General features: G+C 61.7%; 24 protein-coding genes. 9 read left to right on the top strand and 15 right to left on the bottom strand.

What is annotated here, in order from left to right; all coding sequences use genetic code 11:
- The coding region (locus M0D64_RS37425) for a CoA transferase (protein WP_266261407.1) at positions 1-366 on the top strand (366 nt) is incomplete at its 5' end.
- A 109-nt stretch (positions 367-475) separates the two neighbouring features.
- The gene (locus M0D64_RS37420; protein WP_154567756.1) at positions 476-907 is read left to right on the top strand and encodes a PAS domain-containing protein; all 432 of its coding nucleotides are present in this window, start codon (positions 476-478) and stop codon (positions 905-907) included.
- A gap of 3 nt (positions 908-910) precedes the next feature.
- Here M0D64_RS37420 and M0D64_RS37415 read toward each other — a convergent pair whose 3' ends face one another.
- Positions 911-1525: a TetR/AcrR family transcriptional regulator gene (locus M0D64_RS37415; protein ID WP_266261406.1), complete on the bottom strand. Its 615-nt coding sequence runs from the start codon at positions 1523-1525 to the stop codon at positions 911-913.
- Between the two features lie 83 nt (positions 1526-1608).
- Here M0D64_RS37415 and M0D64_RS37410 point away from each other — a divergent pair, with 83 nt between their 5' ends.
- The gene (locus tag M0D64_RS37410; protein WP_266261405.1) at positions 1609-2742 is read left to right on the top strand and encodes an MBL fold metallo-hydrolase; all 1134 of its coding nucleotides are present in this window, start codon (positions 1609-1611) and stop codon (positions 2740-2742) included.
- Positions 2743-2781: 39 nt separating this feature from the next.
- On the opposite strand, the gene metE is transcribed toward M0D64_RS37410, so the two are convergent.
- Positions 2782-5061: a 5-methyltetrahydropteroyltriglutamate--homocysteine S-methyltransferase gene (gene metE / locus M0D64_RS37405; protein WP_266261404.1), complete on the bottom strand. Its 2280-nt coding sequence runs from the start codon at positions 5059-5061 to the stop codon at positions 2782-2784.
- A 106-nt stretch (positions 5062-5167) separates the two neighbouring features.
- On the opposite strand from metE, the gene M0D64_RS37400 reads away from it, so the two are divergent.
- A complete protein-coding gene (locus M0D64_RS37400) occupies positions 5168-6085 on the top strand; it encodes a LysR family transcriptional regulator (RefSeq protein ID WP_266261403.1) in 918 nt (305 codons plus the stop codon).
- A 101-nt stretch (positions 6086-6186) separates the two neighbouring features.
- Here the strand turns inward: M0D64_RS37400 and bfr are convergent, their stop codons facing one another.
- Together bfr and M0D64_RS37390 are read right to left on the bottom strand one after the other, a co-directional pair.
- Positions 6187-6663 carry a bacterioferritin gene (bfr, locus tag M0D64_RS37395; protein WP_154567013.1) on the bottom strand — a complete coding sequence of 159 codons (477 nt, stop codon included), beginning with the start codon at positions 6661-6663 and terminating at the stop codon, positions 6187-6189.
- 184 nt (positions 6664-6847) lie between these two features.
- A complete protein-coding gene (locus M0D64_RS37390; RefSeq protein WP_266261402.1) occupies positions 6848-8047 on the bottom strand; it encodes an aminotransferase class V-fold PLP-dependent enzyme in 1200 nt (399 codons plus the stop codon).
- Between the two features lie 345 nt (positions 8048-8392).
- On the opposite strand from M0D64_RS37390, the gene M0D64_RS37385 reads away from it, so the two are divergent.
- Together M0D64_RS37385 and M0D64_RS37380 are read left to right on the top strand one after the other, a co-directional pair.
- The gene (locus M0D64_RS37385; protein WP_266261401.1) at positions 8393-9115 is read left to right on the top strand and encodes a response regulator; all 723 of its coding nucleotides are present in this window, start codon (positions 8393-8395) and stop codon (positions 9113-9115) included.
- A gap of 158 nt (positions 9116-9273) precedes the next feature.
- Positions 9274-10581, top strand: coding sequence for a TAXI family TRAP transporter solute-binding subunit (locus M0D64_RS37380; protein WP_266261400.1), 1308 nt, complete (start codon positions 9274-9276; stop codon positions 10579-10581).
- A 68-nt stretch (positions 10582-10649) separates the two neighbouring features.
- On the opposite strand, the gene M0D64_RS37375 is transcribed toward M0D64_RS37380, so the two are convergent.
- Positions 10650-10808: a hypothetical protein gene (locus M0D64_RS37375; RefSeq protein ID WP_266261415.1), complete on the bottom strand. Its 159-nt coding sequence runs from the start codon at positions 10806-10808 to the stop codon at positions 10650-10652.
- Between M0D64_RS37375 and M0D64_RS37370 the strand changes: the two genes are divergently transcribed.
- Complete coding sequence (locus M0D64_RS37370; RefSeq protein WP_266261413.1) at positions 10759-11223, top strand: DUF3455 domain-containing protein; 465 nt, start codon at positions 10759-10761, stop codon at positions 11221-11223. The two genes, M0D64_RS37375 and M0D64_RS37370, sit on opposite strands and share 50 nt — an antisense overlap.
- A gap of 24 nt (positions 11224-11247) precedes the next feature.
- On the opposite strand, the gene M0D64_RS37365 is transcribed toward M0D64_RS37370, so the two are convergent.
- The 8 genes from M0D64_RS37365 to M0D64_RS37330 form a co-directional block, all read right to left on the bottom strand.
- Entirely contained in the window at positions 11248-11718 is a 471-nt protein-coding gene (locus M0D64_RS37365) for a hypothetical protein (RefSeq protein ID WP_266261399.1), read from the bottom strand.
- A 564-nt stretch (positions 11719-12282) separates the two neighbouring features.
- On the bottom strand, positions 12283-13248 hold the full coding sequence (locus tag M0D64_RS37360; protein WP_266261398.1) for a D-2-hydroxyacid dehydrogenase: 966 nt from the start codon (positions 13246-13248) through the stop codon (positions 12283-12285).
- Between the two features lie 18 nt (positions 13249-13266).
- Complete coding sequence (gene tkt, locus M0D64_RS37355) at positions 13267-15261, bottom strand: transketolase (RefSeq protein WP_266261412.1); 1995 nt, start codon at positions 15259-15261, stop codon at positions 13267-13269.
- Positions 15262-15452: 191 nt separating this feature from the next.
- Positions 15453-17312: a TRAP transporter large permease subunit gene (locus M0D64_RS37350; RefSeq protein WP_154567006.1), complete on the bottom strand. Its 1860-nt coding sequence runs from the start codon at positions 17310-17312 to the stop codon at positions 15453-15455.
- 4 nt (positions 17313-17316) lie between these two features.
- Entirely contained in the window at positions 17317-18360 is a 1044-nt protein-coding gene (locus M0D64_RS37345; protein ID WP_266261397.1) for a TRAP transporter substrate-binding protein, read from the bottom strand.
- Between the two features lie 158 nt (positions 18361-18518).
- The gene (locus tag M0D64_RS37340) at positions 18519-19283 is read right to left on the bottom strand and encodes an SDR family NAD(P)-dependent oxidoreductase (RefSeq protein WP_266261396.1); all 765 of its coding nucleotides are present in this window, start codon (positions 19281-19283) and stop codon (positions 18519-18521) included.
- A 96-nt stretch (positions 19284-19379) separates the two neighbouring features.
- Positions 19380-20378, bottom strand: a complete 999-nt coding sequence (locus tag M0D64_RS37335) for a transketolase family protein (protein ID WP_054033626.1) — start codon at positions 20376-20378, stop codon at positions 19380-19382.
- Positions 20375-21220 carry a transketolase gene (locus tag M0D64_RS37330; protein WP_266241059.1) on the bottom strand — a complete coding sequence of 282 codons (846 nt, stop codon included), beginning with the start codon at positions 21218-21220 and terminating at the stop codon, positions 20375-20377. Before M0D64_RS37330 ends, M0D64_RS37335 begins: the two co-directional genes overlap by 4 nt.
- Before the next feature lie 138 nt (positions 21221-21358).
- Here M0D64_RS37330 and gcvA point away from each other — a divergent pair, with 138 nt between their 5' ends.
- Positions 21359-22249, top strand: coding sequence for a transcriptional regulator GcvA (gene gcvA, locus M0D64_RS37325; RefSeq protein WP_154567014.1), 891 nt, complete (start codon positions 21359-21361; stop codon positions 22247-22249).
- Positions 22250-22313: 64 nt separating this feature from the next.
- Here the strand turns inward: gcvA and M0D64_RS37320 are convergent, their stop codons facing one another.
- Positions 22314-22625, bottom strand: coding sequence for a hypothetical protein (locus M0D64_RS37320; protein ID WP_054033629.1), 312 nt, complete (start codon positions 22623-22625; stop codon positions 22314-22316).
- A gap of 134 nt (positions 22626-22759) precedes the next feature.
- Here M0D64_RS37320 and M0D64_RS37315 point away from each other — a divergent pair, with 134 nt between their 5' ends.
- On the top strand, positions 22760-23365 hold the full coding sequence (locus M0D64_RS37315) for a ParB/Srx family N-terminal domain-containing protein (protein WP_266261395.1): 606 nt from the start codon (positions 22760-22762) through the stop codon (positions 23363-23365).
- 83 nt (positions 23366-23448) lie between these two features.
- Here the strand turns inward: M0D64_RS37315 and M0D64_RS37310 are convergent, their stop codons facing one another.
- Positions 23449-25140 carry a fibronectin type III domain-containing protein gene (locus tag M0D64_RS37310; RefSeq protein WP_266261394.1) on the bottom strand — a complete coding sequence of 564 codons (1692 nt, stop codon included), beginning with the start codon at positions 25138-25140 and terminating at the stop codon, positions 23449-23451.

Here is a 25140-nt window from a genome sequence, read left to right as displayed (position 1 = left end):
AAGACCGCTGAAGCACGTCAGCCGCATATCTTCGAGATCTTCGGCACCATCGAAGGCTGGCTCGCCGACAAGACCAAGTTCGAAGCGGTCGACATCCTGCGCAAGTTCGACATTCCGTGCGCGCCGGTGCTGACAATGAAGGAGCTGGCCAACGACCCGTCGTTGCGCGCAAGCGGCACGATCGTCGAAGTGCCGCACAAGAAACGCGGCACGTATCTGACGGTCGGCAGTCCGATCAAGTTCTCGGACATGAAGCCGGAAGTGACCGCGTCGCCGCTGCTCGGTGAACACACGGATGAAGTGCTGGCGAGCCTCGGCTACAGCCGGCAGGACATCTTCAACCTGCACGAAATCAAAGCGGTTTAATGGTGTTACGCTGCGAGCCTGTGTGTAGGCTCGGGCCTGTGGATACGGCGCCCCCCAGCGGGCGCCGTATCCAATTCAAGGATCTGCGGTTTTACTTCCGGGGAGCGCCATGCAAAGCGCTATCGACTTCGAGCAACTCGTCAACGCAATCGGCGACGCGATCATCATTTCCGATGCCGCCGGCAGCATCACACTATGGAACCCCGGCGCTGAGCGCATGTTCGGCTTTACGCAGAGCGAGGCACTGGGAAAGTCGCTGGACCTGATCATTCCGGAACGTTTGCGCGGCCGCCATTGGGACGGCTATCACAAGACCATGGCAACGGGCGAAACCCGTTATGGCAACGACGTGCTGCGTGTCCCTGCCGTCCATAAGGACGGGCGGTCACTGTCGATCGCCTTTACGGTCGCGTTGCTGCATTCGCCGCAGAACGAGCTCACCGGCATCGTCGCCGTGATCCGCGACGAAACCAGCCGCTTCCAGGAGGATCGCCTGCTGCGCAAGCGTCTCGCGGAACTGGAAGCGTCCGCGGGCGCGTGAGCGTCATGCATAGCGCGCAAGAAACATATCGGCAGCAGATTCCGCGACATGCTTTTGTTCATCGGCGCTGAGGGGTGGCTGGCCCATCGTCACCTGCGGCCAGAACGCGAACGCTTTCACCAGGGCCTGCAACTGCTGTGAGGCGAACATCGGGTCCGACGTCTTGAGGCGGCCATCAGCAGCGGCTGCGCGAATCCACACTGTCAGGTCCTCTTCGCGTTCACCCATACGAGCCACCATGTCGCGCGCGCGTTCCTGCGAATGAATGCCCGCCGCGATCGCAACGCGCGCGAGGGACAGAAACGCCTCGTTATTCAGAAGGGCCAGCTTTTTAAACAGAAGCTGGAGCAACTGCGCACGCAACGGATGCACGGCCGAATAAGCCGTCACCTCTCCCGTGTCGCTCGACTCCCACAACTGCCGCAGGATCGCAGCGAACAGCGCTTCCTTGCTTGGAAAATGGTTGTAGACCGTCCGCTTCGAGACGCCCGCGCGTGCCGCGATGCGGTCCATGCTGGTCGCGTCGAAGCCGGCCGCCAGAAACTCTTCGATTGCCGCCCCAATGACGGCGGCGCGCTTGCGGTCGGTCAGGCGGAGGGGGGTATCACTGGTGTTCATCGTTAAATTTTACACCGGGCAGTTTACTTTTCTCGAAAATAAACTACACTCAACAGTCTACTTTATGCCTCGAGGCTGCTCGCATGACATCGTTCACCGGTTCTATTCGCCGCGCCTTGGGGCTGACGGCTGCGCGACGCGGGCGTGAATCGTTCGATATGTCGGCTCAGCACGACGGCGAGCGCTTTCGTAACGTCAAACCGCGTCCTGTCGAAGGACTCGGCAAGACCTTGAGCATCGTCTGGAATATCTTACTCAACAAGCCGGCCGGCACGACGCCGGCGGGCGGCCTGCCCGTCGATGCCCTGTCGCATGAACAACTCCAGGCCGCGCCGGACCGGAGCCTGTATCGCCTCGGGCATTCCACCATGCTGATCAAGCTGCGGGGTCAGTTCTGGTTGACCGACCCGGTCTTCGCGGAACGGGCATCGCCGTTCCGGCGCTTCGGTCCAAAGCGTTTTCACGCGCCGCCCATTGCGCTCGAAGACTTGCCGCCGCTGCGCGGCGTGATTCTGTCGCACGACCACTACGACCATCTGGACCGCGAGACCGTGCTGGCACTCGCTGCGAAGACAGGCGTATTTCTGACGCCGCTGGGCGTCGGTGACCGTCTGATCGAGTGGGGTATCGAGGCGTCGAAGGTCCGCCAGTTCGACTGGTGGCAGGGCGTCGAAATCGACGGCCTGGCGTTCACGGCAACCCCGGCGCAGCATTTCTCCGGCCGTAGTCTGTTCGACGGCAACAGCACCTTGTGGGCTTCGTGGGTCATCGTCGATGACGCGCTGCGCGTGTTCTTCAGCGGCGACACGGGCTACTTCGACGGATTCAAGGCCATCGGCGAGCGGCTGGGTCCCTTCGACGTGACGCTACTCGAAACCGGCGCCTACGACGCTCAATGGCCGTACGTCCACATGCAGCCCGACGAGACCGTCCAGGCCCACGTCGATCTGCGTGGCCGCTGGCTGGTGCCCGTTCACAACGGCACGTTCGATCTGGCGATGCATCGTTGGCAGGAACCGTACGAGCGCGTGATCGGGCTCACCGCCGCGCGCGGCATTCCGCTGTCGACGCCCCGCATGGGCGAGCGGCTGGACTTGGCCTCGCCGCATCGCGGCGAGAAGTGGTGGCGCGAGGTCGCTGAGGCCGAGAGTGCGCGAGAGTCCGTGACACCGCTGCGCCGGTTCGTCTGCCGCCAGACCCGGCAAACGAATTCGTGAGGTCAACGACCTCACGCAACGTAGTCTCAGCCAGCTTGATCAGATGCCCGCGCGCAACGTTCTGGCTGCCGCAACCATGTTCTTCAACGCGGGAATGACTTCTTCCCACGCACGCGTCTTCAGGCCGCAGTCGGGGTTCACCCACAAGCGCTCAGCCGGAATCCGCTCGGCCGCTTTGCGCATCAGATTCACGATGTGCTCCTGGCTAGGGATATTCGGCGAGTGGATGTCGTAGACGCCCGGCCCGATCTCGTTCGGATAATTGAAGTTGTCGAAGGCGTCCAGCAATTCCATGTCCGAGCGCGACGTCTCGATCGTGATGACGTCAGCGTCCATATCGGCGATCGAAGCGATGATGTCGTTGAACTCGGAGTAGCACATGTGCGTGTGGATCTGCGTCTCGTCCTGCACGCCATTTGCCGTGATACGGAAGGACTCCACCGCCCATTGCAAATAGTCGTTCCACTGCGACTTGCGCAACGGCAGGCCTTCACGCAGCGCCGCTTCGTCAATCTGGATCACCCGTACACCCGCCTTCTCCAGGTCCAGCACTTCCTCGCGGATCGCCAGCGCCAACTGATAGCAGGAAACCGAACGCGGCTGGTCGTGACGCACGAACGACCAGTTCAGGATCGTGACCGGCCCGGTCAACATGCCCTTCATCGGCTTGGCGGTCTGCGATTGCGCATACCTGATCCACTCGACAGTCATCGCCTTCGGACGGCTGATGTCGCCGAACAGGATGGGCGGCTTCACGCATCGCGAGCCATAGGACTGCACCCAGCCGAACTGGCTGAACGCATAACCGTCGAGTTGTTCGCCGAAGTATTCGACCATGTCGTTGCGCTCCGCTTCGCCATGCACGAGCACGTCGAGACCCAGCGCTTCCTGTTCCTGCACGCTGCGCGCAATTTCGTGCTGCATCACCGTCTTGTAGCCGGCTTCGTCCAGTTCACCACGCTTGAACTGGCTGCGCGCCTGGCGAATTTCAGCGGTTTGCGGGAATGAGCCGATGGTGGTGGTCGGGTAAGCCGGCAGGTTCAACAACGCAGCCTGCCGGGCGGCACGCTGCGGATAGGCGCTGGCGCGACGTCCCAGCGCGGCATCGATCTTCGCGATCGCGGCCTTGACCGCCGGGTTGTGCACGCGCGGCGACGTGCGACGGCTTTGGATGGCGGCCTGATTTTCGGCAAGCGCGGCCTGCACCGACTCGCGGCCATCGTTCAGCGCCTTTGCGATGACCTTCAGTTCATCGAGCTTTTGCAGGGCAAAGGCCAGCCACGAACGGATTTCGTGATCGAGCTTCTGCTCGCTGTTCAGGTCGACCGGAACATGCAGCAACGAACACGACGGCGCGATCCACAGGCGAGCCTGCAATGTTTGATGAATCGGCGTCAGCCATTCCAGCACCGCGCTCAGATCGGTCTTCCAGATGTTGCGGCCATTGATTACGCCAAGCGACAGAATCTTGTCGGCGGGCATCCGTGCGACGACCTGCTCGACCTCGCCACGGCCGTTGACCGCATCGACATGCAGACCTTGAACCGGCAATCCGCAGGCGAACGCGAGGTTGTCGCGCAGCTCACCGAAATAGGTTGCCAGCAGAAGCTTCACGCGGGTGGTCTTTAATGCGTCGTACGCCGTGACGAATGCGTGTTGCCATGCCGGCTCAAGCTCGGTGACCAGCGCCGGCTCATCGATCTGCACCCATTCCACCCCTTGCGCCGCCAGTTGCTCGAGCAGTGCCGCGTACACAGGCAACAGACGCGGCAACAGCGCGAGCTTGTCCGAATCGTCCTTCGCCTTGCCGAGCCATAGATACGTCACCGGTCCGATGATGACCGGCTTGGCTTTGACGCCCAACGCGCGGGCCTGGGCGAGTTGATCGACGAGGCGCGACGCATCGAGCGAAAACTCGGTCGCGGCGCTAAATTCCGGCACGATGTAGTGGTAGTTCGTATCGAACCACTTGGTCATCTCGCCTGCCTGCACGCCGCAACTGCAGGTGGAATCATGCACGGAGCGGCCACGTGCGACGCGAAAGTAATTGTCGAGTGCGTCGCCCTCGAAGCCCCGGACCCGTTCCGGGATATTGCCCAGCATGAAGCTCGTGTCGAGCACCTGGTCATAGAACGAGAAGTCGCCAACCGGAACCTGATCGAGGCCGGACTGGTTCTCCCAGTGGTGCTGACGCAGTTGCGCGCCCAGACCTTTCAGTTCGTCGCGCGACGACTGGCCTTTCCAGTAATGCTCTTGAGCGAACTTCAGCTCACGCTTTGCGCCGATGCGGGGGAAACCCAGATTGTGTGTCGTAACCATGGTGATGAGCTGCTCCGAAAATGAACGGCTCGATCATAGGGTGGATGGCTCATGAAATATAATGGCATTATTTCATTGATCGATTAGTTTTCTTCATGGACTCACCATGCTCGAACGAACCCATCTGACAATCATTCGGGAAGTGGACCGCCAAGGGTCCCTGACCGCGGCGGCCAACGTGCTGTGCCTGACGCAATCGGCGCTGAGTCACACCGTCAAGAAGATGGAACAACAACTGGGCACCGCGGTGTGGGATCGCGAGGGCCGAAACCTGCGTTTGACCCAGGCAGGTCAATATCTGCTGGCGCTTGCCAACCGGGTGCTGCCGCAAATGGAACACGCGGAAGAACGGATGAAGCAATACGCCCAGGGGCAGCGCGGCACGCTTCGTATCGGTATGGAGTGCCACCCCTGCTATCAGTGGCTGCTCAAGGTGGTCTCGCCGTATCTCGCGCGCTGGCCGGACGTGGATGTCGACGTCAAACAGAAATTCCAGTTTGGCGGCATCGGTGCGCTGTTCGGTTACGACATCGACATTCTGGTCACGCCGGACCCGTTGCGAAAACCCGGTCTACGCTTCGAACCGGTGTTCGATTACGAGCAGGTGCTGGTGGTCGGCCTCGGGCACCGACTCGCGCAGTTGCCCTTTATTCCGCCCGAGGAACTGGCGGATGAGGTCCTCATTACGTATCCGGTGGAAATCGATCGGCTGGATATCTATAACCAGTTTCTGATGCCGGCGAACGTCATGCCGAAGCGTCACAAGGTCATTGAAACAACGGACATCATGTTGCAAATGGTAGCCAGTGGACGGGGCGTCGCCGCGTTGCCTCGCTGGCTGGTGGAAGAGTACGCCGGCAAGGTCGCCGTGAGTCCGGTCAGATTAGGCAAGCGAGGCATCGCCAAGCAGATTTTTCTCGGCGTGCGCGAGACAGACGCGGCGATCGATTATTTGAAAGCGTTCGTCGAACTCGCGCGCCAATCGGACTGGAATGCGACTAAGAAAAAGCCGGCTAAACGCTAAGCGTATCTGGAGGAGAGTTCGATGCGTTGATGGGCGGCCGGAGTGCGTGACGGCACATCGCTGATGGCCGGTTCATTTCGCCGCCCGGGGTCTCGACGGATTCACTCGGGTGACTCCATTGCCGATTGCTGATAGTTCTGAATCCCCACCTTGTCGATCAACGCCAGGTTGGTCTCGAGCCAGTCGATATGTTCCTCGGTATCGTCGAGAATATGGGTAAGGATCGCGCGTGAGACGTAATCGCTAACCGTCTCGCAGTAGGCAATAGCTTCCTTGCACGTTGCCTGCGACATCCGCTCGAGCTTGAGGTCGCACTCAAGGATTTCCTGCGTTTCCTCGCCGATAAGCAATTTGTGCAGGTCCTGCAAATTCGGTAAGCCGTCCAGCACGAAGATGCGCTCGATCAGCAGATCGGCATGCTTCATCTCGCCGATCGATTCGTCGTACTCGTGTTTGGCGAGACTTTTCAGGCCCCAATGACCATACATTCTGGCGTGCAGAAAGTACTGGTTGATCGCGCTCAGCTCGTTCTTCAATTGCGCGTTCAAGTATTCGAGTACCTTGGCATCTCCTTGCATACTGCCTCCTCTATTCGCTACACCACGCCTCTCAGGCAACGCACTTCGCGTGATGCTGTTTGGTGCATAGCATCACGCGGCTAATATGCCGCACCCGTTAGCGCAGCATAGTGCATGGTCCGGTCGACCGTACGAATGAGAATTGGTATCGCTTCAGATCTAACCAAACCAAACGCGCAGAGGGTCACTGGATTGCCAACTTTCGTATTCCATCCAGCAGCCTGTCAATTTCCGGCTCGGTAGTCAGATAGCTGACCGACGCTCGCGCGATCTGCTTAAGTCCTCTGGATTCCATATCAAGAGGCGTGTACGGGACACCGTTACTGCCGATCGCGACACCCTGATCCGCCAGACTGCGCTGCACCGACGCAGCCTCCAGACCCGCTATGTTGAACGCCACCAGCCCGGATTGCTCCCGGCCCTGGTCCAGCACCGTCACACCGGGGATCTCCGCGAGTTGCCCGCGCAACGCTCGTGCAATGCTGTCGATCCGCGCGCGAATATTTTCAACGCCAATCTCTAACGCCTCTTCCAACGCGTTAGCCAGGCCGCAATGCAGCGCCAGCGATGCTTCCGCCGACTCGAAACGCACCGCGTCGTCCCGCAAGACCGGTTCGCCGTCAGCACCCAGCGGCGCGGATCGCATGTCGACGAAGGCCGGCGTCAAGCGGGACAGAAAGTCCTCCCGCACATACAAAAGGCCTGTGCCTCGCGGACCACGCAGCGCCTTGCGGCACGGACCGGTCAGGACATCGCAACCCACCTCGGCGACGTCGACGGGAAGTTGTCCAACCGCCTGGGCAGCATCGACGAAGTAGGGGATGCCGTGGCGGCGTGCGACCTGGCCGATCGCCGCAGCCGGATTGATCAGTCCGCCGTTCGCCGGCAACCAGGTCAGCGCTATCAGGCGCACACGGTCATCGAGCATGGCCTCCAGCGCCTGCGGATTCACGGCGCCGCTGGAATCGGACGGAATGACTTCGATCGTCGCCCCCGCGCGTTGCGCCGACAGGCGCATGGCAGCCAGATTCCCGCCCCACTCGTGACGCCCGACCAGGATCCGCTCGCCGGGTCGCCAGGGTCCTAGCGTGGCGAATGCGGGCCCCCACCCTGCCGAGTTGCCGGTGGTCAGGGCGATCTCCGCCGGATGGGCGTTCAGCAGTCGCGCAGCCAGCAAGCGAGCGCGCTCGGTCTGCTCACGTCCGGCTACGCCGGCTTCCATCGGCCCCGTCGTGGCTTCGAGCCAAAGGTGAGCGCGTATCGCCTCCAACGTGGCGGACGACGGCAGCGAGGCTCCCGCGTGATTGAAATGCGTGGTGCTTTGAGCACCGGGTGTGCGGGCGCGCAACGCGTCCACGGCAGCAGGCGAAAGAGGAGAAGGCATGGTTGGTCCAGTAACGGGCGTGTGGGATGCATTGGGCATGGGCATGGGCATGGGCGATAGGCGATAGGCGATAGGCGATAGGCGCGAAGAGTTTGCCATGCTACGCCACCTGGCCTGCGAAGGCACTGGCCTGCCGCCCTCGATCGGCTTCACGACTTTAAAAAAAGCCCGCATTCGGCGACGGATTCCCGCAGGTTGCTCCGTTAAAGAAGCTGGAGCACAACGTTCGCGGGTCACGAGCAGCCTGACGGCACTGAAAGCTGGCGCGGCAAACCAGCAGTCGTGACGTGGCGGCCAACGTTATTGCACCCCTGTTTGCCGGCCTATGCGTTCGATTTCCCTACTATGACAACTCAAATACTGGTCGTTGACGACGATGTCGAACTACTTGGGTCGCTTGCCGACTTTCTCGGACGAGAGGGTATGGCGGTTTCCGTATTGCACGAGGTGAAGTCGCTCGGGGAACACATCGAACGGAACCCACCCGATCTGATTATCCTCGACCAGATCATGCACGGTGTGAATGGCCTCGCAGCGCTGAGCACGCTACGCGCCGCGGGCAACACCGTCCCCGTGATTCTGGCCTCGGGACCCGACGACATGGACCGGATCGTGGGGCTCGAAATGGGCGCGGACGACTGCATCTGCAAACCCTTCAATCCGCGCGAACTCCTTGCCCGCATGCGGGCCGTATTACGACGACGAACCCTGTCTGCGTCGGCCGCCACGCGGGAAAAACACGAAGTCGTTGGATTCGGCCCATTCACGCTGGACCTTCAGTTGCGCACGCTCAACACGGAGACCAACCGGCTCACGCTATCGGCGGGAGAATTCGCGCTGCTTAAGGTCTTCGTCAGCCACCCCATGCGCACGCTTACCCGTGCGCGCCTGCTTGAATTGCTGCATGGCCCGGAAGACGATCATACCGGCCGTGGGGTCGATGTCCAGGTGTGGCGGTTGCGCAGGATTCTCGAAGCAGACCCCTCCGCGCCGAGGTTCATCCAGACCGTCCGCAGTCATGGTTATGTATTTGTGCCGGACGGCGCGCAATCGTCCTCGACGCACTGAATCTTCACGCGTCGCGGCGATCGCAAGCTCGAGTGCGGATATGGACAAGGCGTCCACGGCGCTGCATTATCCATGCTGGCTGTCAGACACCACCAGCGCGAGAGAGGCGAACAATGCCCAGGCACAACCCAGCGCTTCATCGCAATGAAAAACGCCCCATGACACCGGGTCGCCGGCGGCTTCTCATCGCCGGCGTGATCGTGCTGATCGCCGCGCTTGGTTGGGGACTTCGGGTCATACTCGAGCCCGCCTTCCGGCACACCATCGTCATCACAACCGGCGCAGACAACGGGATCTATCGCGGCTTTGCAGATCGCTATGTACCTATCCTGAAGCGTGACGGCATCAAGCTCGATATCCGCAGTTCGTCGGGGTCGAGTGAAAACTATCAGCGGCTGAAAGACCCCGACAGCGCATACGAGGTGGGCTTCATCCAGTCCGGCACCACCAGCCCGAAAGAAACCGACCATCTGCAGACGATCGCCGCCGTCTCCTATGAACCGATCTGGGTGTTCTACCGTGGCGAGTCCACCATCAACCGGTTGGCACAACTGCGTGGCAAGAGAGTTTCAATCGGTGTTCCCGGCAGTGGCCTGCTGAACGTCTCCCAGGTATTGCTCGGGTACAGCGGCATCACACGGGACAATACGACGCTGCTCCAAATGGACGCCGTCAAAGCCTACCAGGCTCTCGAAAACGGTCAACTGGATGCGGCTTTCTTTATCGGCAGGCCCGATGCCCCCATGCAGACCACGCTGCTGAACAGCGATCTCAAGCTGATGAGTTTTGTGCAGGCCGATGCGCTCGTGCAGAAATTCCCGTCGCTATCCAAGGTTATTTTTCCGCGCGCCGCGACCAGCGTCGTCAACGATCTGCCGCAAGCCGACGTCACGCTGCTCGCCGCCACCGCCTTGCTCGTCTCCAAAGACACGCTGCACCCCGCGCTGGTCTACCTGTTGCTGGACGCAGCTAAAACCGTCCACGGCGGCGAAGATTACTTCACACCGCTTGGCGTGTTCCCCAATCTGAATACCGAGGATTTTCCTGTTTCCGAAGAAAGCGAGCGTTACTTCAAAACGGGGCGCCCCTTCCTGCAGCGCTACCTGCCATTCTGGCTGGCCAGCTTTATCGAACGACGTCTGCTGATCCTGCTTCCCTTCATGGCTTTATTGCTCGGTCTGCTGCAGGCGTTGCCGCGCATGGCGGAGGCTCGCATAAAAAAACGCCTGGTTATCTGGTATCGCGAGATCAAGGCGCTCGAAGACGAAATATGGAAAACCAGCCATCCAACGCCGGATCAGATTGCGCAATGGCGGAACGAGATCGAGCATATCGATGCACATGCCAACCAGATCCGAATGCCGCAGCGCTATTTTCAGGACGTTTATGCACTCAAGCAGGCGATTGCCGTAGTCCGGAACCGAATTTCCCGCGTCGCGGACCAGGCTACGACGGGCGCAGCATGAGCTTCTGGACTCGCACCGACGTCGCGCGTGCGCATACAAGATCGCGCATACTATCCCGACTATCCGGTTCACCGGCCGTAATCAGCGGCCGCAACCGCCATGCGCCGCGTTTCATTCGAGGTCATATCCATGCTCAGGAAAGTTTCGCAAGCAAGCTTCGCAACCATCGCCGTATCCATGCTCGCCGCATGCGCAATGCCGCCCGCAAGTCCCCCGAGTGCATCCATCGACCCACCTCAAGCTGAGCGCGTGATGACACTCGCTGCGTCCGGCGTACAGAACTATTCGTGTGAATTCGACGCGCAGCATCGACTGGGATGGGTGTTCAAGAGCCCACTGGCAACGCTGTACGATGCGAGCGGCCACGCTACGGTCCGGCACGGTGCGGGTCCTTCCTGGGAAACGGAAGATGGCAGCCGGATCGTCGGCCACGTGCTGGCACAGCAGCCCAGCGAAACACGGGCGAGCATTCCCCAGCTACTGCTCGAAACGCATAGTACGGCCGGTAGCGGCACGCTGTCAGCGGTGCGGTATGTGCAGCGCTTGCATACCGTCGGCGGGTTAGCGCCGACGGCACCGTGTTCAACGGAACATGAAACCGGAAGCTCGCCCTATCTCGCGGACTACGTGTTCTACCGGTAGCCGGCCAGGCGTCGCATCGCGCGCTTACTTCATGTCGGACTGGTTCGGCGGCGGCAGTGACGGATCGAGTTTCGCGGACTCTCTCACCAGTTGGTCAGTCATTGCGGCCGCAACCGGGTTCGAGCCACGACGATACGAGTCGTCATGACTGGCTTGGGCTTGGGCTTGGGCTTGGGCCGGCGGCGGCAAAGCCGGATCGAGTTTCGCGGACTGTTTGACCAGTTCATCCGTGATCGCGGCCGCGACCGGATTCGAGCCATGACGATGCAGACTGTCACGCCGGCCTTCGGTTCGCAACACGGGGGCGGTCTTCGACTCGGCATAAGCACGAACGGCAACCGATTCGCGTGGTCGCGTGTTCGCTCGCGGCAATGGCACGGCGTCGTTCACTGGCGAGCGGGATACGGTCACCACGGTGCCGCTCGTAGACTGCTTGGGGTCAGTCACCGTGTTGCCGGAGAGAGGCGCCGCACCGATCACAGTTCCCGCCGTCACGTCGGTGTCGACCTCCGAGCGATGGCTTTTTTGTAGCAGTAAAAAAGCGCCGAACACCAACTCGAGGAGAAGCACTCCGACTATCAATGATGTACGAACATTCCTCATATTAACCAACGATCCGTTCAATCGATACGATTGGATTGATGACGACCGTCTGCTCGAAGAGCACGTCAAACGGCAAGTTCGCAGCGTGAGCCAGCGATGAGTTGATGTGGGGATGATTTGCGCGACCCGCACACGTTGATTGTCCGGTGGCAATGGTCCGGTGATTCACTCCACCGAACGGCACGGGACATCGCTCGTATGCTAATGCGAAAAAATAACCTGTGCTGAACAGTCGCGAGATCGGGGCAAGATCGTCAGAAACGCGCGGGCATTCTCTGCGCCCGCGGCCACGGCGGACTTTAGCTCGATTTGATGGACCGTTCGGTTGGCGAGAGGCAATTTTCTCGTCCGGTGCGGTCAGATTTTTGTCGGCAACGAACTAGTTCTGTTCGCGATCGAGGCGCATGCGATTTGTCCGACGATCCGCACGCAGCGTGACGCCGCGTGCGCTGTCAATCAATATGCCCCTTGCACCAGATTGGTCGGCACACCGTTGACGAAGTTTTCAATGTTGTCCATTAATTGATCGGCAAGACACTGTTGCGCCTCATCCGACGCCCATGCAACGTGCGGGGTCAGAATGACGTTCGGGCGACCGGCCGCACGCATCAGCGGATTGTCCTCAGGAGGCGGTTCGCTTGCGGTCACATCAAAACCCGCACCGCTGATCAAACCTTCGTCGAGCGCCTGCACCAATGCACCTTCATCGACCAGGCCGCCGCGCGCCGTGTTGATGATCAGGGGCTTTCTTTTCATCGCGCGGAACTCGGGCATGGCCAGCATGTTCCGCGTGTTCGGTGTGAGCGGACTGTGCACGGTGATGATGTCGCTGGTCGCGAGTACCTCGTCCCACGGCGTGTAAAGCGGCCCCAGACCGTCACGCCCCTTGTGCGCGGCGAACATCGGTTGCATGCCGAAAGCTTTGGCGATTTCCGCGACACGCTGACCAAGCACGCCTTCACCGATGATGCCAAGACGCGCGCCGGCCAGATCGTGAATCGCGTGCGTAAAGAAACAGAATTGTCCGGACTTCTGCCACTCGCCGGCGAGCACGTCATCGCGATACGCGATCAGATTGCGCCGCAGCGCGAGTATCAGTGCGAACGTGTGCTCGGGCACCGTGTTGATCGCATAGTCGCGAATATTGCACACGGCGATGCCGAGCCGCTGGCAAGCCGCTTTGTCGACGCAATCGGTGCCCGTAGCGGCGATGGCGACAAGTTTCAGATCGGGCAATTGAGCGAGCACGTCCTGCGTTAGCGCCACCTTGTTGATGATCGCGATCGACACACCGGCGAGCCGCTGCAACACCTGCTCAGGAGACGTGTTTTCATACTCGATCAACTGATGATCGAAGCGCGGCTCGCGCAACACGATTTGCGGCGCAAGCGTGGCGCGGTCGAGAAAGGCGATCTTATGCATGCTCATGTCCTTGTTGATTTACAGATGCCGCTTTGCTTCGGCCACGACATGCTGCGCGGTAATACCGAAGTGCTCGTACAACGTCTCCGCGGAAGCCGAGGCACCGAAGCCCGTCATCCCGACAAAACCGCCGCGCTCGCCCAGATAGCGATCCCAGCCGAAACGCAATGCCGCTTCGATACCAACGCGCACCGTGTTTGGACCCAAAACCGTGGTGCGATAATCGGCGTCCTGTTCATCGAAGATTTCCCAACACGGCATCGACACCACGGCGGTCGCAATGCCCTCTTCCTGTAGCCGAAGGCGTGCCTGCAACGCCAGCGCGACCTCGGAGCCGGTGGCCAGCAACGTCACGACACGCGCGCCGCCCTCCGCTTCGGCCAGCACATAGGCGCCGCGACGCGACAACGACTCGGCGCTATATTCGCGGCGCACCAGCGGCAACGCCTGCCTTGCAAAAATCAACGTACTCGGCCCGCGCCGATGTTCGAGCGCGAGGGCCCAGCACTCGGCAGCCTCCACCGCATCCGCGGGACGCAGCACGCGCATGTTCGGCATCGCGCGTAACGAGGCAAGTATCTCGACGGGTTGATGCGTCGGCCCGTTTTTGCCGACGCCGATCGAGTCGTGGCTGAACACGTAGTGCACCGGCAAGCCCATCAGCGCGGCCATACGCATCGCCGGACGCTGATAGTCGGAGAACGCCAGATACGTGACGCTGGTCGCGACGATGCCACCGTGCGCAGCCATGCCGTTGGCCATCGCACCCATCAGATGCTCGCGCACACCGCAGTGGACGTACGCGCCGCTGTGGTCGTCGGCGGTGAAGGCGTGCAACTGGCGTTTGTGGCCCGTAGGCGCTTCGAGATCGGCGCAACCCACCATGCGTTCAGGCAGCAGCGGCGCGAACAGATCGCTGATCTCGCCGGACACGGTGATGCCAGGCTGCGGTTCGTCGCGTTCCACGGCACGCTTGCGGTAAGCGTCGAGCACGTCACGCCAGCCTTCCGGCAAGCCACCCGCCATGACCCGTTCGAACTCGGCGCACTGCGCGTCCGGCAACGCGGCGAGGCGTGCATGCCATGCGTTGTATTCGTCACTACTGCGCCGGCCCGCTTCGCGCCATGCGCTCAGGACATCGGCGGGCACGTCGAACGGTGCGTGCGGCCAGCCGAGTTGTGCGCGCGCCGAGTCGGCATCCGCCTGGAACAACTTGCCACTATGGCCGCCGCGCTGTCCTTGCAAGCGCGCGATACCGCGGCCGATAACCGTCTTGCACGCGATCATCGAGGGCCGCGGATCGGCGCGCGCAATCGTCAATGCCGCGCTGACCGCTTCGAGATCGTGACCGTCGACTTCGATCACCTGCCAACCGGCAACGCGAAATCGCGCGCAGACATCCTCGCTGATCGAGAGTGAGGTGCTGCCGTCGTCGGTGATCTGGTTGTCGTCCCAGCACAGGATCAGTTTGCCGAGCCGCAGATGGCCGGCCAGCGAGATCATTTCCTGACCGATGCCCTCCTGCAGACAGCCGTCGCCGACGAACGCATACGTGTAGTGATCGACGAGCTCGCGGCCGAAATTCGCCGCGAGATACGCTTCGGCGATGGCCATGCCGAACGCGTTGGCAATGCCTTGCCCCAGCGGACCGGTGGTCGCCTCGATACCATGCGCCGGCTCGTACTCGGGATGCCCCGCGCAATGCGAACCCAGTTCGCGGAAGGTCTTGAGCTGGTCAAGCCCGATCGCCGCATAGCCAGTCAGATACAGCAGCGAATACAGCAGCAGCGAACCGTGACCGTTGGACAGTACGAAGCGGTCGCGGTCGGGCCAGGTTGGATCGGCGGGATTGAATTTCAGGTGCCGGGTGAACAACGCAGTCGCGATTTCAGCCATGCCGAGCGGCACGCCCTGATGGCCTTCACCTGCGCGCAGAATTGAATCGATGGAGAGGAAGCGGATCGCGTCGGCCAGCGGCAATTGCGGGCCTTGCTGACGAGACTGCGTTTGCATCGCTTCGACCGATAGTGACGTCGACGGCGTAAGCGAAGCAATCGGTGCAGCAGGCTGAGCTTCAGTGGTGGACATGACAAAAGGCTCCTCTACGCCGCCCCGGCATGCAGGGCGGCGGCAATCAAAACGGATCGAATCAGACGGAAGAACTTCGTATGAGGCGGCACCGCGCAACCTCATACGTCAGCGGATCAATGCAGGAAACCTGTCGAAATCCACGGCACCGCGGCAACGATAATCAACCCAACCATCAACGCAGCGATATAACCAAGAATCGGCTTCATGCCTTCGTCGGGATGAATGCGGCTCACCGCGCAGGCCGAGTAATAGCCCACGCCGAACGGCGGTGCGAACAGGCCCACACCCATCGACAGGATCACCACCATTGCGTAGTGCACGTCATGGATGTGCATCGCCCGCGCGATCGGGAACATCAGTGGGCCGAACAGCACGATCGCCGGAATGCCTTCGAGCACGCTGCCGAGAATCACGAATACGCAGATGGATGCAGCCATGAACATCGCCGCGCCGCCAGGCAGAGCACCGAGCGTCTGCGCGAGCTGCCCTGAGAAGCCCGACTGCGTCAACGCCCACGCCATGCTGGTCGCCGCGCCGATGATCAGCAGAATCGCGCCCGACAACGTTGCTGTATCGATCAGCATCGGCTTGAGCCGCGCCCACTCGAAACGGCGATAGATCAGCAAGCCCGCCAGCACCGCGTACGCAATGCCGATGGTCGAGACTTCGGTCGCCGTTGCAATACCTTCGACCACCGCGGCGCGAATCACGAACGGCAAGGCGATCGCAGGAAACGCGATGACGAACTTGCGCAGAATCTCCACGCCCGTCGCACGCTTGACGCCCGACATGTCTTCGCGCCGATAACGCCACTGCACCACGATGCACAAGGTGATCGCCAACACGATGCCCGGCAGCATGCCGCCCGTGAAGAGCGCCGAGATCGACACGCCGGTCACGGAACCGAGCGTAATCAGCACGAGGCTCGGCGGAATCGTCTCGGTCTGCGCGCCGGTAGCGGCCAGCAGCGCGACCAGATCGCCCGGCTTCGCACCGCGCGCTTTCATCTCGGGAAACAGCACAGGCGCAACCGCCGCCATGTCCGCGGCTTTCGAGCCTGAAATGCCTGACACCAGATACATCGCGCCGACCAGCACGTACGACAGCCCGCCGCGCACGTGACCCAGCAAGCTCGCGAGAAACGCGATCATCGCCGCGGCCATGCCGGTCATTTCGATCAACTGACCGAGAAACACGAAGAGCGGCACCGAGAGCAGGATCAGATGCGACATGCCCTCATCCATCCGGCCGACCACTACCGGCATCGGCGTATTCGTGGTCAAGGCAAGATAGCCGAAGGTGGCAAGTCCGAACGAGAAGGCAATCGGCACGCCGCTTAGCACACCGAGCGCGACCAGGCCGACAAAGAAGATCAGTAGGTTGATATTGCCGAGATCGTGAAGCAGCGGGCCAAGCGCAATGAAGATGCCCGCCAGCGCACCGACCGTTGCAATCGCGGCGAGCGTCAGGCGCCAGTTGCCCATACGGGCGAGCCGTACCACTGCCACCAGCAGCATCAGCGCCGAACCGACCGGCAATGCCGCCGCGCGCCACGAGTTCGACAATTCGAGAGCCGGCGTGGTGATGAACGATTCGTCCTGCGCGAAGCTGATCGCCGGACCGATCACCATCGCGAGGAACGCGATCGGCGCGGCGATCGCGACCACGTCGAGAAAGGCGCGCACACCTGGCGGCGCCATGCCGACTAGCGCCGTCATCCGCATATGCTCGCCGCGCCGCAACGCGATCACGGCGCCAAGCATGGCGAGCCACAGGAACAGCATCGACGCGAGTTCATCGGACCACACGAGCGGCGCGTGCAGCAGATAGCGGCTCGTCACACCAGCCAGCAGCACGACGATTTCCGCAAGCACCAGCAACGCAGCTGGAATCTCCACCAGATGGCCGAGAGCGGAGTCGAGCGCACAGGCGAACCGATGCTGCCGCTCGTGCGAATAGGAGATCGAGATCATCGCATTACCCCAGTTTTCCGACGGACTTCTCCATCAGTCCCCACGCCTCGTCGCCGTACTTGGCTTTCCAGTCGTGATAGAAGCTCGTCTTGGCCAGCGCGCCGCGGAAAGCGTCCCGGTCGACATCGATAAAGGTAATGCCCTTCTTTTTCAGGTCGTCGCGCAGCGAGAGGCTGAGCCTGGCGATGTCCGCACGTTGCAGCATCGCCGCGCTTTCGAATTCACGCGTGACGATCGCGCGAATGTCCGCAGGCAAGCGCTCCCACGCGGCGCGATTACCGAGAATCCAGTAGCCGTCCCACACGTGCGACGTGAGGCTGATGTACTTCTGCACTTCATAGAGCTTGGCCGTCGCGATGATCGGCAGCGGGTTTTCCTGCCCTTCCACCACGCCGGTTTGCAAGGCCGAATACAGCTCGTTGAAATTGATCGGCGCGGGGCCGGCGTCGAGCGCCTTGAACAGCGAGGTCAGCATCGGCGCTTGCGGCACGCGAATCTTGAAGCCTTTCAGATCAGCCGGTGCGCGCAACGCCTTGGTGGACGAGCTAATCTGCCGGAAGCCGTTGTCCCACACCTTGCTCACAGATACCAGGCCCGACTTGCCGATCTGCGCGCGGATGTAGTTGCCGAGATCGCCGTCCATCGCCTTCCAGACCGCGTCGTAGTCCTTGAACGCGAAGCCGGTGTTGACGATGCCCGCGGCGGGCGTCAGCGTCGCCAGAATCGACGACGCCTGGTTGAAGAACTCGACGCCGCCATTACGCACCTGCGACAGCAGATCGGTGTCGGAACCGAGCTGATTCTGCGGAAAGAGTTTGATGTCGAGCCGGCCCTTGGTCGCTTCGCGAATGCGATTGATCGCCTCCTGCGCGCGGATGTTGACCGGATGTGTCGGGTCCTGGCCGGTTGCGAGTTTGTACGAAAACTCGGGGGCCGCCATCGCGCTTCGCGAGATGCTCCATAACGGCGCGGCGGCGGATAAGGTCGCACCGGCCTTCAGAAAGGTGCGGCGGCTGATGCCCTGCGGGGCGTTCGAACGGGTTGTCATGGTGTCTTCCTCCAATGCTGGATCGCGCGTCGTTATGGTTTTGGAATCTGAACCGCGGCGGCTGCACGTGTTGCTCGCCGCGGTCGTCTGTTCTCTACTACGTGGTCTCCATCGCCGCCGCCGGCCTCCCGCCCAACGGCCCGTCCTGCCGTTGGGCGTCAGCCGTGAATCAGCATGCCACCGTTCACATCGATCACCGCGCCGGTGATATACGACGACAGGTTCGACGCGAGGAACAGGAAGGCGCCGGCCACATCGTCAGGTACGCCCAGACGATTAAGCGGAATGCCCGCGAGAATTTCGCCACGCTTGTCGTCGCTGATCTTGCCTGCGTTGATGTCGGTCTGGATCAGGCCCGGCGTCACACAGTTCACGCGAATGCCGTCGTTGCCGAGTTCGCGCGCCATGGCTTTGGCAAGGCCCAGCACGCCGGCTTTCGCCGCCGAGTAATGCGGGCCGCCGAGAATGCCGCCGCCGCGCTGCGCCGATACCGACGACATGCAGCCGATCGAGCCGCTCTTCTGTTTCTTCATCTGCGGCACGACCGCTTGCGACAGATACAACACGCCGCGCAGATTGACGTCGAGGATACGGTCCCAGCTTTCCGGGTCGATCTCGAGCAGCTTGGCGGCCTGGGTAATGCCGGCGTTGTTGATCAGGATATCGATCGAACCAAAATCGGCGACCGTGCGTTCGACAGCAGCCTGGCAGGCGCCACGGTCGGTCACGTTGCACACATAGCCGCGATGTTCGGGTCCGATCGACGCTGCGGCTTCGACCGCGGCATTTTCGTCGAGGTCGAAAATGGCGATGCGTGCGCCGTGCGCCGCGAACATGCGGGCGGTCGCCATACCGATGCCGCGCGGCGACGCGCCGCCGGAAATGACGGCGACCTTGCCGTCGAGTAAACGTGACTCTGCCATGATGCGGATCTCCTGAATATGAAGCTTATGGTTTGCTAAATTGTTTGCTATCGGTAAGTGCGCGTATTTGCGGCGCCTACCCGCCTTGATGAACCTTTACCGCAACCACCCTTTGATCGTGTCGCACATCGCCTCGGTGGAAATGCCGTAGCGGTCGTGCAAGGTCGGTAGCGCACCTGCGTCAAGAAACGCGTCGGGCAAGCCGATCTGACGGAACGGCGGCGTGACGCCATTGGTCAGCAGCACTGCCGCCACCGCTTCGCCCAGGCCACCGATCACCGTATGGTTCTCCGCCACCACGACAAGGCGGCCGGAACGGCGCGCTTCGCGCAGCAGCGTGGCGGTGTCGAGCGGCTTGATGGTCGGCACGTGCAGCACACCTACGTCGACGCGATCGGCGGCCAGCGCCTTCGCCGTTTCCAGCGCGCGCATCGTCATGATCCCGGACGAGATGATCAGCACCTCGGCGCCGTCGCGCAGCAGCTTCGCTTTGCCAAGTTCGAACTGGTAGTCGTATTCGTCGAGCACGACCGGCACGTTGCCGCGCAACAGTCGCGCATACACCGGCCCGCGATGGTCGGCGATGGCCGGCACCATCTGCTCGATTTCGATGGCATCGCACGGGTCGATCACCGTGAGGTTCGGCATCGCACGAAACAGGGCGAGGTCTTCCGCCGCCTGGTGGCTCGGGCCGTAGCCGGTGGTGAGGCCGGGCAAGGCGCAGACGATCTTGACGTCGAGGTTGTCCTCGGCAATCGCCTGATGGATGAAGTCATAAGCACGGCGTGCGGCGAACACGGCGTAGGTGGTGACGAACGGCTGCGCGCCTTCGTGCGCCATGCCGGCCGCGGCGCCCATCAGCAGTTGCTCGGCCATGCCCATCTGGTAATAGCGCTCCGGGTATTCCTTCGCGAACAGATGCAGGTCGGTGTACTTGCCGAGATCGGCCGTCATGCCGACCACTTCGGGGCGGTTACGCGCCAGTTCGACCAGTGCGTGGCCAAACGGGGCCGAGCGGGTGATCTGCCCTTCACCTGCAATCGAGGCGATCATCGCCGACGTTTTCAGACGTGGTTTCGGTACGGCGGCGCTCATACGGTTCTCCCGGCTTCCAGCGCCTGCAGCGCGAGTTGCCACTCGTGCGCATCGACGCGGATAAAGTGATTTTTCTCGCGCGCTTCGAGGAACGGCACGCCACACCCCATCCGCGTATCGCAGACGATGATTCGCGGTTGCGCTTCCGGATGCGCGTGCGCTGCATCGAACGCGGCGACGACGGCCGCGAGATCGTTGCCGTCCACGCGTTGCACGAACCAGCCGAACGCCTGCAGTTTGTCGACCAGCGGCTCGAACGCCATGACGCTCGACGACGGGCCGTCGGCCTGCTGATTGTTGACGTCGACCATCGCGATCAGGTTGTCGAGCTTCCAGTGAGCCGCCGACATCAAGCCTTCCCAGATCGCGCCTTCATCGAGTTCGCCGTCGGAGAACAGCGTGTAGACGCGGGCATCCGAGCCTTTGCGCTTCAGACCCAGGCAGCGGCCCACCGCGATCGTCAGTCCCTGCCCGAGCGAGCCGCCGGACATCTCCATGCCGGGCGTATAGCTCGCCATACCGGACATCGGCAGACGGCTGTCGTCGCTGCCGTAGGTTTCCAGTTCTTCGTCGGCGATGATGCGGGCCTCAATCAGCGCGGCGTACAGCGCGATGGCGTAGTGACCGTTCGATAGCAAAAAGCGGTCGCGGCCTTCCCATTCGGGGTCGTCGGCGCGATAGCGCATGGCGCGGAAATAGGCGACGGCGAGGACATCGGCGATATCGAGCGCCTGGCCGATATAACCCTGCCCCTGCACTTCGCCCATGCGCAGCGCGTTGCGGCGAATCTGATAGGCGTGCTCCGCGAGTTGGGCGTACGGCGCGGTTTCGCTAGTGGTCACTGTTTGTCTCCTTATGGATCGCTTTGCAGGGGCCGCTGTGATGCCGATCCCAGTGACTCAAGCGTAATCTCGCGCTCACACGCGCTCAAACGAATTAAGATGGGCCAATGGATGAATTCAATTCACCTTGATGCTGCCATGCACAATCGCGTCACCTTCAAGTCGATACAGGCATTCGAGGCCGCCGCGCGGCTCTCGTCGTTTGCGCTCGCAGCAGACGAACTGTTTGTCACGCCCTCAGCCGTCAGCCATCAGATCAAGCTGCTGGAAGAGCAATTGAGCATTCGTCTGTTTCATCGGCTGCACCGCACGGTGATCCTGACGGACTACGGGCGGCAATACGCTGAGGAAATCACCGCGGCGTTCGCGCGGATCGACTCAGCCACCCGCGAGATCGGGCGCGCCGCCAAGAGCGACATCCTCACGATCCATTGCACGCCCAGCTTTGCGACTCAATGGCTGATGCCGCGCATCGCGCGTTTCAGCGCGGCGCATCCGGATATCGACGTACGGTTGAATGCCTCGTCAGAGGCGGTGGATCTGATCTCGGAAGCGGTGGATATCGACATCCGCTACGGTCCGAGAAAGCTGCAGCCGGCCGGCACGATGGTGCTCGAATTGCCGCCCGAGACGATCGTGCCGTTGTGCTCGCCCGCGCTTATGGCTGGAGAGCATCCGCTGCGCAGCGTCGCGGATTTACCGCACCATGCGCTGATTCATAGCGAGGGGTGTCTGGTCGGATGGAGGGACTGGATGCGTCTTTATCGGAAGACGCGGCTCGATATTGGACGCGGTCCGCGTTTCGATCGATCGTTCATGGCGATCAGCGCGGCGGTGGACGGCTTGGGCGTCTGCCTCGAAAGCCTGCTTCTGGCGCAGCGCGAACTGGAAACGGGGCGACTCGTGGCGCCGTTCGGACTGGAAGGGCTCCCTGTGCACGGCTATACGTTGAACCTGCTGAAATCTCGCGCCGAATTACCGAAGCTGCATAGCTTCCAGGATTGGCTGTTTGCGGAACTTGAGAAGTGATGCGCGTGCGGCACTGATCCGGCATGCGCAATGCGCTGCCGGCGACAGTGCCGACTACCGGCCTTTAAGATTTGCCTTTGAGGGTGAACGGCGCCAACAGTGACCGTACGTCGACCTGCTGCCCCTGGAGCAGAAGCAGCCTCGCGTGAAGCACCGTGTTCTCGAGAACGAGCTTGGCGGTGCTCAGCAGATACAGCGCATGGATATCGGAGATCGACATGTTGCCTGCTTCGACCTGGTGGTGACGCTCGACAAGTGAACTCATGACGAGCCGCCTGAGTTCCTGCTCTCCGAATGGAAGGTCCGCGTAGTCGATCGGGTCGTCGGCTTCGACTTCCCGCAGCAGTTCCACCAGCGTTTCAGTGCTCACGTCCATGTGCAGGCTCCACGTTGTCGTTCAAGACCAGCATAGCCAAACAGAGTCACCAGCACTGACAGCCTACCGTTTCTATTTAAGGGAGTCCAGCTTGAGCAGAGCAGTAGAATGCTCCGGATACGGAGGGGCACGCCATGGCAAGAATAACGAGTGTCGGCATTGAACAACTGCGCCCGCTGCAGGCAACGGTCGGCATGCTGGAAGTCGATGCAAAACGGAAGCGCCTGCTGGCCATGGATGCAAAGTCTTTGAGAGACTTTCTGAAAAGCGCACCGATTCCGACCGTCATTGGCAAGCATGACAGGCACTACGTCATCGACCACCACCACCTCGCGCGTGCGCTGTGGGATGGCGGTATCGCGAAAGCGTTCGCCGAGGTCGTAGCGGACCTGTCGCGGCTGCCGGACGCGAAGTTCTGGGACACCGTGATTGAAAGGCGCTGGGTACATCCCTACGATGAGCGCGGCATCCTGCGAGCCATTTCCTCGATCCCCGATGAGGTTTCCGCCCTCACGGACGATCCGTACCGCAGCCTCGCCGCGTTTGTGCGTGACGCGGGCGGCTATCTGAAGACACCGGAACCCTTCGCGGAATTTCAGTGGGCGGACTTTTACCGCACACGTATGCCGATCTGGACGAGCGAATCGCAGTTCAAGGCAGCCGTGGAGCAGGCAGTCCACCTTGCGTGGAGCCCCGACGCCCGGACACTGCCGGGCTTCAAGTCCCGCCGCGTGAAATAGCGTCGAAATAATCGCCGGCAAAGAAACGGTTCGACGCCCCGAAATGTAAGTCGCCGGAGCGTCGAACCGCAGCGAAGCGCAACTTATCCTCGCCGCTTCTTCTTCAACTCGATCGTTTCGAACAACTCATAGTTCTGCGTCGGCGTTTGATCCGCACCCGGCGCGTGGTAGTAGTTCATCGTAATCGTGGTCTCGCCACCCGGATGGCCCGGATCATGATCGAACACCGCGATACCGTAGCCCGTACCGGTATCCCGTTGCGCCGACCACACTGCATCTTCAACGGCATCCGCGCCGGCACGCACAAAGGTACCCGCGGTCGTCCCGGCAACCGGACGATTCGGCCGCGTGAAAATGCGCGCCTGCGGCAAGCCGGTACCGAGATCCACCCCGTACACATCGAGCGGCGCACTCGTGCCGCCACCGCCGAGAATCAGGTGAATCGTGCCGTGACTCGTATCGAACGTCGATGCCCCCGACGACACCGCCGACATCACCGGCCGCGGCTGCAATGTATCGACCACGCGTCCCGTAGCGATATCGGTGCCCTTGTTGTGATTACAGCCGCGCACGGGATAGCTACGCTCGTAGTCATGATCATGCCCGCACAGCACCAGATCGACACCGTAGCGGTCGAACAGCGGCAGCCACGCTTCGCGGATACCCTTGTCGGAACCGTTGCCGGTCTTCGATGAACTCAGCGCGTCCTGATGCATCTGCACGACGATCCAGTCGACTTCGTCGTCTTCCGCCGCCCGGCGCAATGTCTTCTCGAGCCAGCGGGTCTGCTCGCCCTCGCTATAGCCACGCACATAGAGTGACGTGCCAGGCTGAATCGGCGGATTGCCGGTACTCGCCACCGGCACGAGAGGATTCGGGCCGGCTACGAACGCAGCAGCATCCTGATAGACCACGTCATCAGCATCGAGCGAAATGAAGAGTACCGAGCTCACGCGGAAGCTGTACCAGCGTCCCTGGAAGCGCGTGTGATTCTCCGGCAGCGTGTAGCGCGAGAGATACGAGGCGAGGCCCTGTTCGCCGTTGTGGAATTCGAGCTCGTGATTGCCCGGACATGGCATCCACGGACGGTTCGACGCCGAGGTCTGGCAGTTGTTGCCGAAATCGCGCCATACGTCCGGCTGGTGCGTCGGGTTCAGATTGGCGTAGCAGAGATCGCCGTTGAGCAGGTGGAACAGCGGCTGAAATCGCTCGACGGCCTGAACCGCGAAACGGCTCTGCGGCGACGACAGGACCCAGCCGGTGTTGGGCGTCGCGAGATCGCCGTAGCTCGTCCAGCGAAATGGCGCGCGGCCGCGGGGCGCAGTGCGGAAGCTCGCGGTGAAGGGCTGAGCCGCGTTGCTGTCGTTGTCGGCGCTCACCTCGTACTCGTAGCTCGTGTCGGCCTTCAGGCCACGCAGACGCGCGTGATAGGTGAACACGACTTCGCCGTTGAGGCCATCGGTATAGGTGCTTTGCACGCCGTGCACCGTTACTCTCGCCCCGCCCCCGCCGCTTAACCGCACTTGCGGATTGACCGCCGGCGCCGGCGACGCCCACGACACGGTCACTTCGCTCGTCGGATCGTTGCCCCATGTCAGGTGGATCTGCTCCGGCGTACCGTCGGGCGTGCCGTTCGCGGCCCGCGCCGCCGACGCGAGCGTGCCCGCGGCCGTCGCGAGGCTCGATGCGCCCGCAAACTTCAGAAAGCCACGGCGCGAGACGATGGTAGCGCCCTGATCGGTCGGCAAATCCTTGTCGATTTTCTTGTTTGTCAT

Source organism: Paraburkholderia sp. WS6 (assembly GCF_030464835.1).
Taxonomy (GTDB): domain Bacteria; phylum Pseudomonadota; class Gammaproteobacteria; order Burkholderiales; family Burkholderiaceae; genus Paraburkholderia; species Paraburkholderia madseniana.
Note: the sequence above shows the minus strand (reverse complement) of the source record. Positions and strands in the feature narration are given on the sequence as shown.

Excerpts from the sequence above, each read along its gene's own strand:
- M0D64_RS37380 (WP_266261400.1), top strand. The coding sequence starts at position 9,274 with ATGACACCGGGTCGCCGGCGGCTTCTCATCGCCGGCGTGATCGTGCTG.
- M0D64_RS37345 (WP_266261397.1), bottom strand. The coding sequence starts at position 18,360 with ATGACAACCCGTTCGAACGCCCCGCAGGGCATCAGCCGCCGCACCTTT.
- M0D64_RS37385 (WP_266261401.1), top strand. The coding sequence starts at position 8,393 with ATGACAACTCAAATACTGGTCGTTGACGACGATGTCGAACTACTTGGG.
- M0D64_RS37420 (WP_154567756.1), top strand. The coding sequence starts at position 476 with ATGCAAAGCGCTATCGACTTCGAGCAACTCGTCAACGCAATCGGCGAC.
- M0D64_RS37315 (WP_266261395.1), top strand. The coding sequence starts at position 22,760 with ATGGCAAGAATAACGAGTGTCGGCATTGAACAACTGCGCCCGCTGCAG.
- M0D64_RS37360 (WP_266261398.1), bottom strand. The coding sequence starts at position 13,248 with ATGCATAAGATCGCCTTTCTCGACCGCGCCACGCTTGCGCCGCAAATC.
- M0D64_RS37350 (WP_154567006.1), bottom strand. The coding sequence starts at position 17,312 with ATGATCTCGATCTCCTATTCGCACGAGCGGCAGCATCGGTTCGCCTGT.
- M0D64_RS37310 (WP_266261394.1), bottom strand. The coding sequence starts at position 25,140 with ATGACAAACAAGAAAATCGACAAGGATTTGCCGACCGATCAGGGCGCT.
- tkt (WP_266261412.1), bottom strand. The coding sequence starts at position 15,261 with ATGCAAACGCAGTCTCGTCAGCAAGGCCCGCAATTGCCGCTGGCCGAC.
- M0D64_RS37410 (WP_266261405.1), top strand. The coding sequence starts at position 1,609 with ATGACATCGTTCACCGGTTCTATTCGCCGCGCCTTGGGGCTGACGGCT.
- metE (WP_266261404.1), bottom strand. The coding sequence starts at position 5,061 with ATGGTTACGACACACAATCTGGGTTTCCCCCGCATCGGCGCAAAGCGT.
- M0D64_RS37370 (WP_266261413.1), top strand. The coding sequence starts at position 10,759 with ATGCTCGCCGCATGCGCAATGCCGCCCGCAAGTCCCCCGAGTGCATCC.
- M0D64_RS37390 (WP_266261402.1), bottom strand. The coding sequence starts at position 8,047 with ATGCCTTCTCCTCTTTCGCCTGCTGCCGTGGACGCGTTGCGCGCCCGC.
- M0D64_RS37335 (WP_054033626.1), bottom strand. The coding sequence starts at position 20,378 with ATGAGCGCCGCCGTACCGAAACCACGTCTGAAAACGTCGGCGATGATC.
- M0D64_RS37375 (WP_266261415.1), bottom strand. The coding sequence starts at position 10,808 with ATGGATGCACTCGGGGGACTTGCGGGCGGCATTGCGCATGCGGCGAGC.
- M0D64_RS37320 (WP_054033629.1), bottom strand. The coding sequence starts at position 22,625 with ATGGACGTGAGCACTGAAACGCTGGTGGAACTGCTGCGGGAAGTCGAA.
- M0D64_RS37340 (WP_266261396.1), bottom strand. The coding sequence starts at position 19,283 with ATGGCAGAGTCACGTTTACTCGACGGCAAGGTCGCCGTCATTTCCGGC.
- M0D64_RS37400 (WP_266261403.1), top strand. The coding sequence starts at position 5,168 with ATGCTCGAACGAACCCATCTGACAATCATTCGGGAAGTGGACCGCCAA.
- gcvA (WP_154567014.1), top strand. The coding sequence starts at position 21,359 with ATGCACAATCGCGTCACCTTCAAGTCGATACAGGCATTCGAGGCCGCC.
- bfr (WP_154567013.1), bottom strand. The coding sequence starts at position 6,663 with ATGCAAGGAGATGCCAAGGTACTCGAATACTTGAACGCGCAATTGAAG.
- M0D64_RS37415 (WP_266261406.1), bottom strand. The coding sequence starts at position 1,525 with ATGAACACCAGTGATACCCCCCTCCGCCTGACCGACCGCAAGCGCGCC.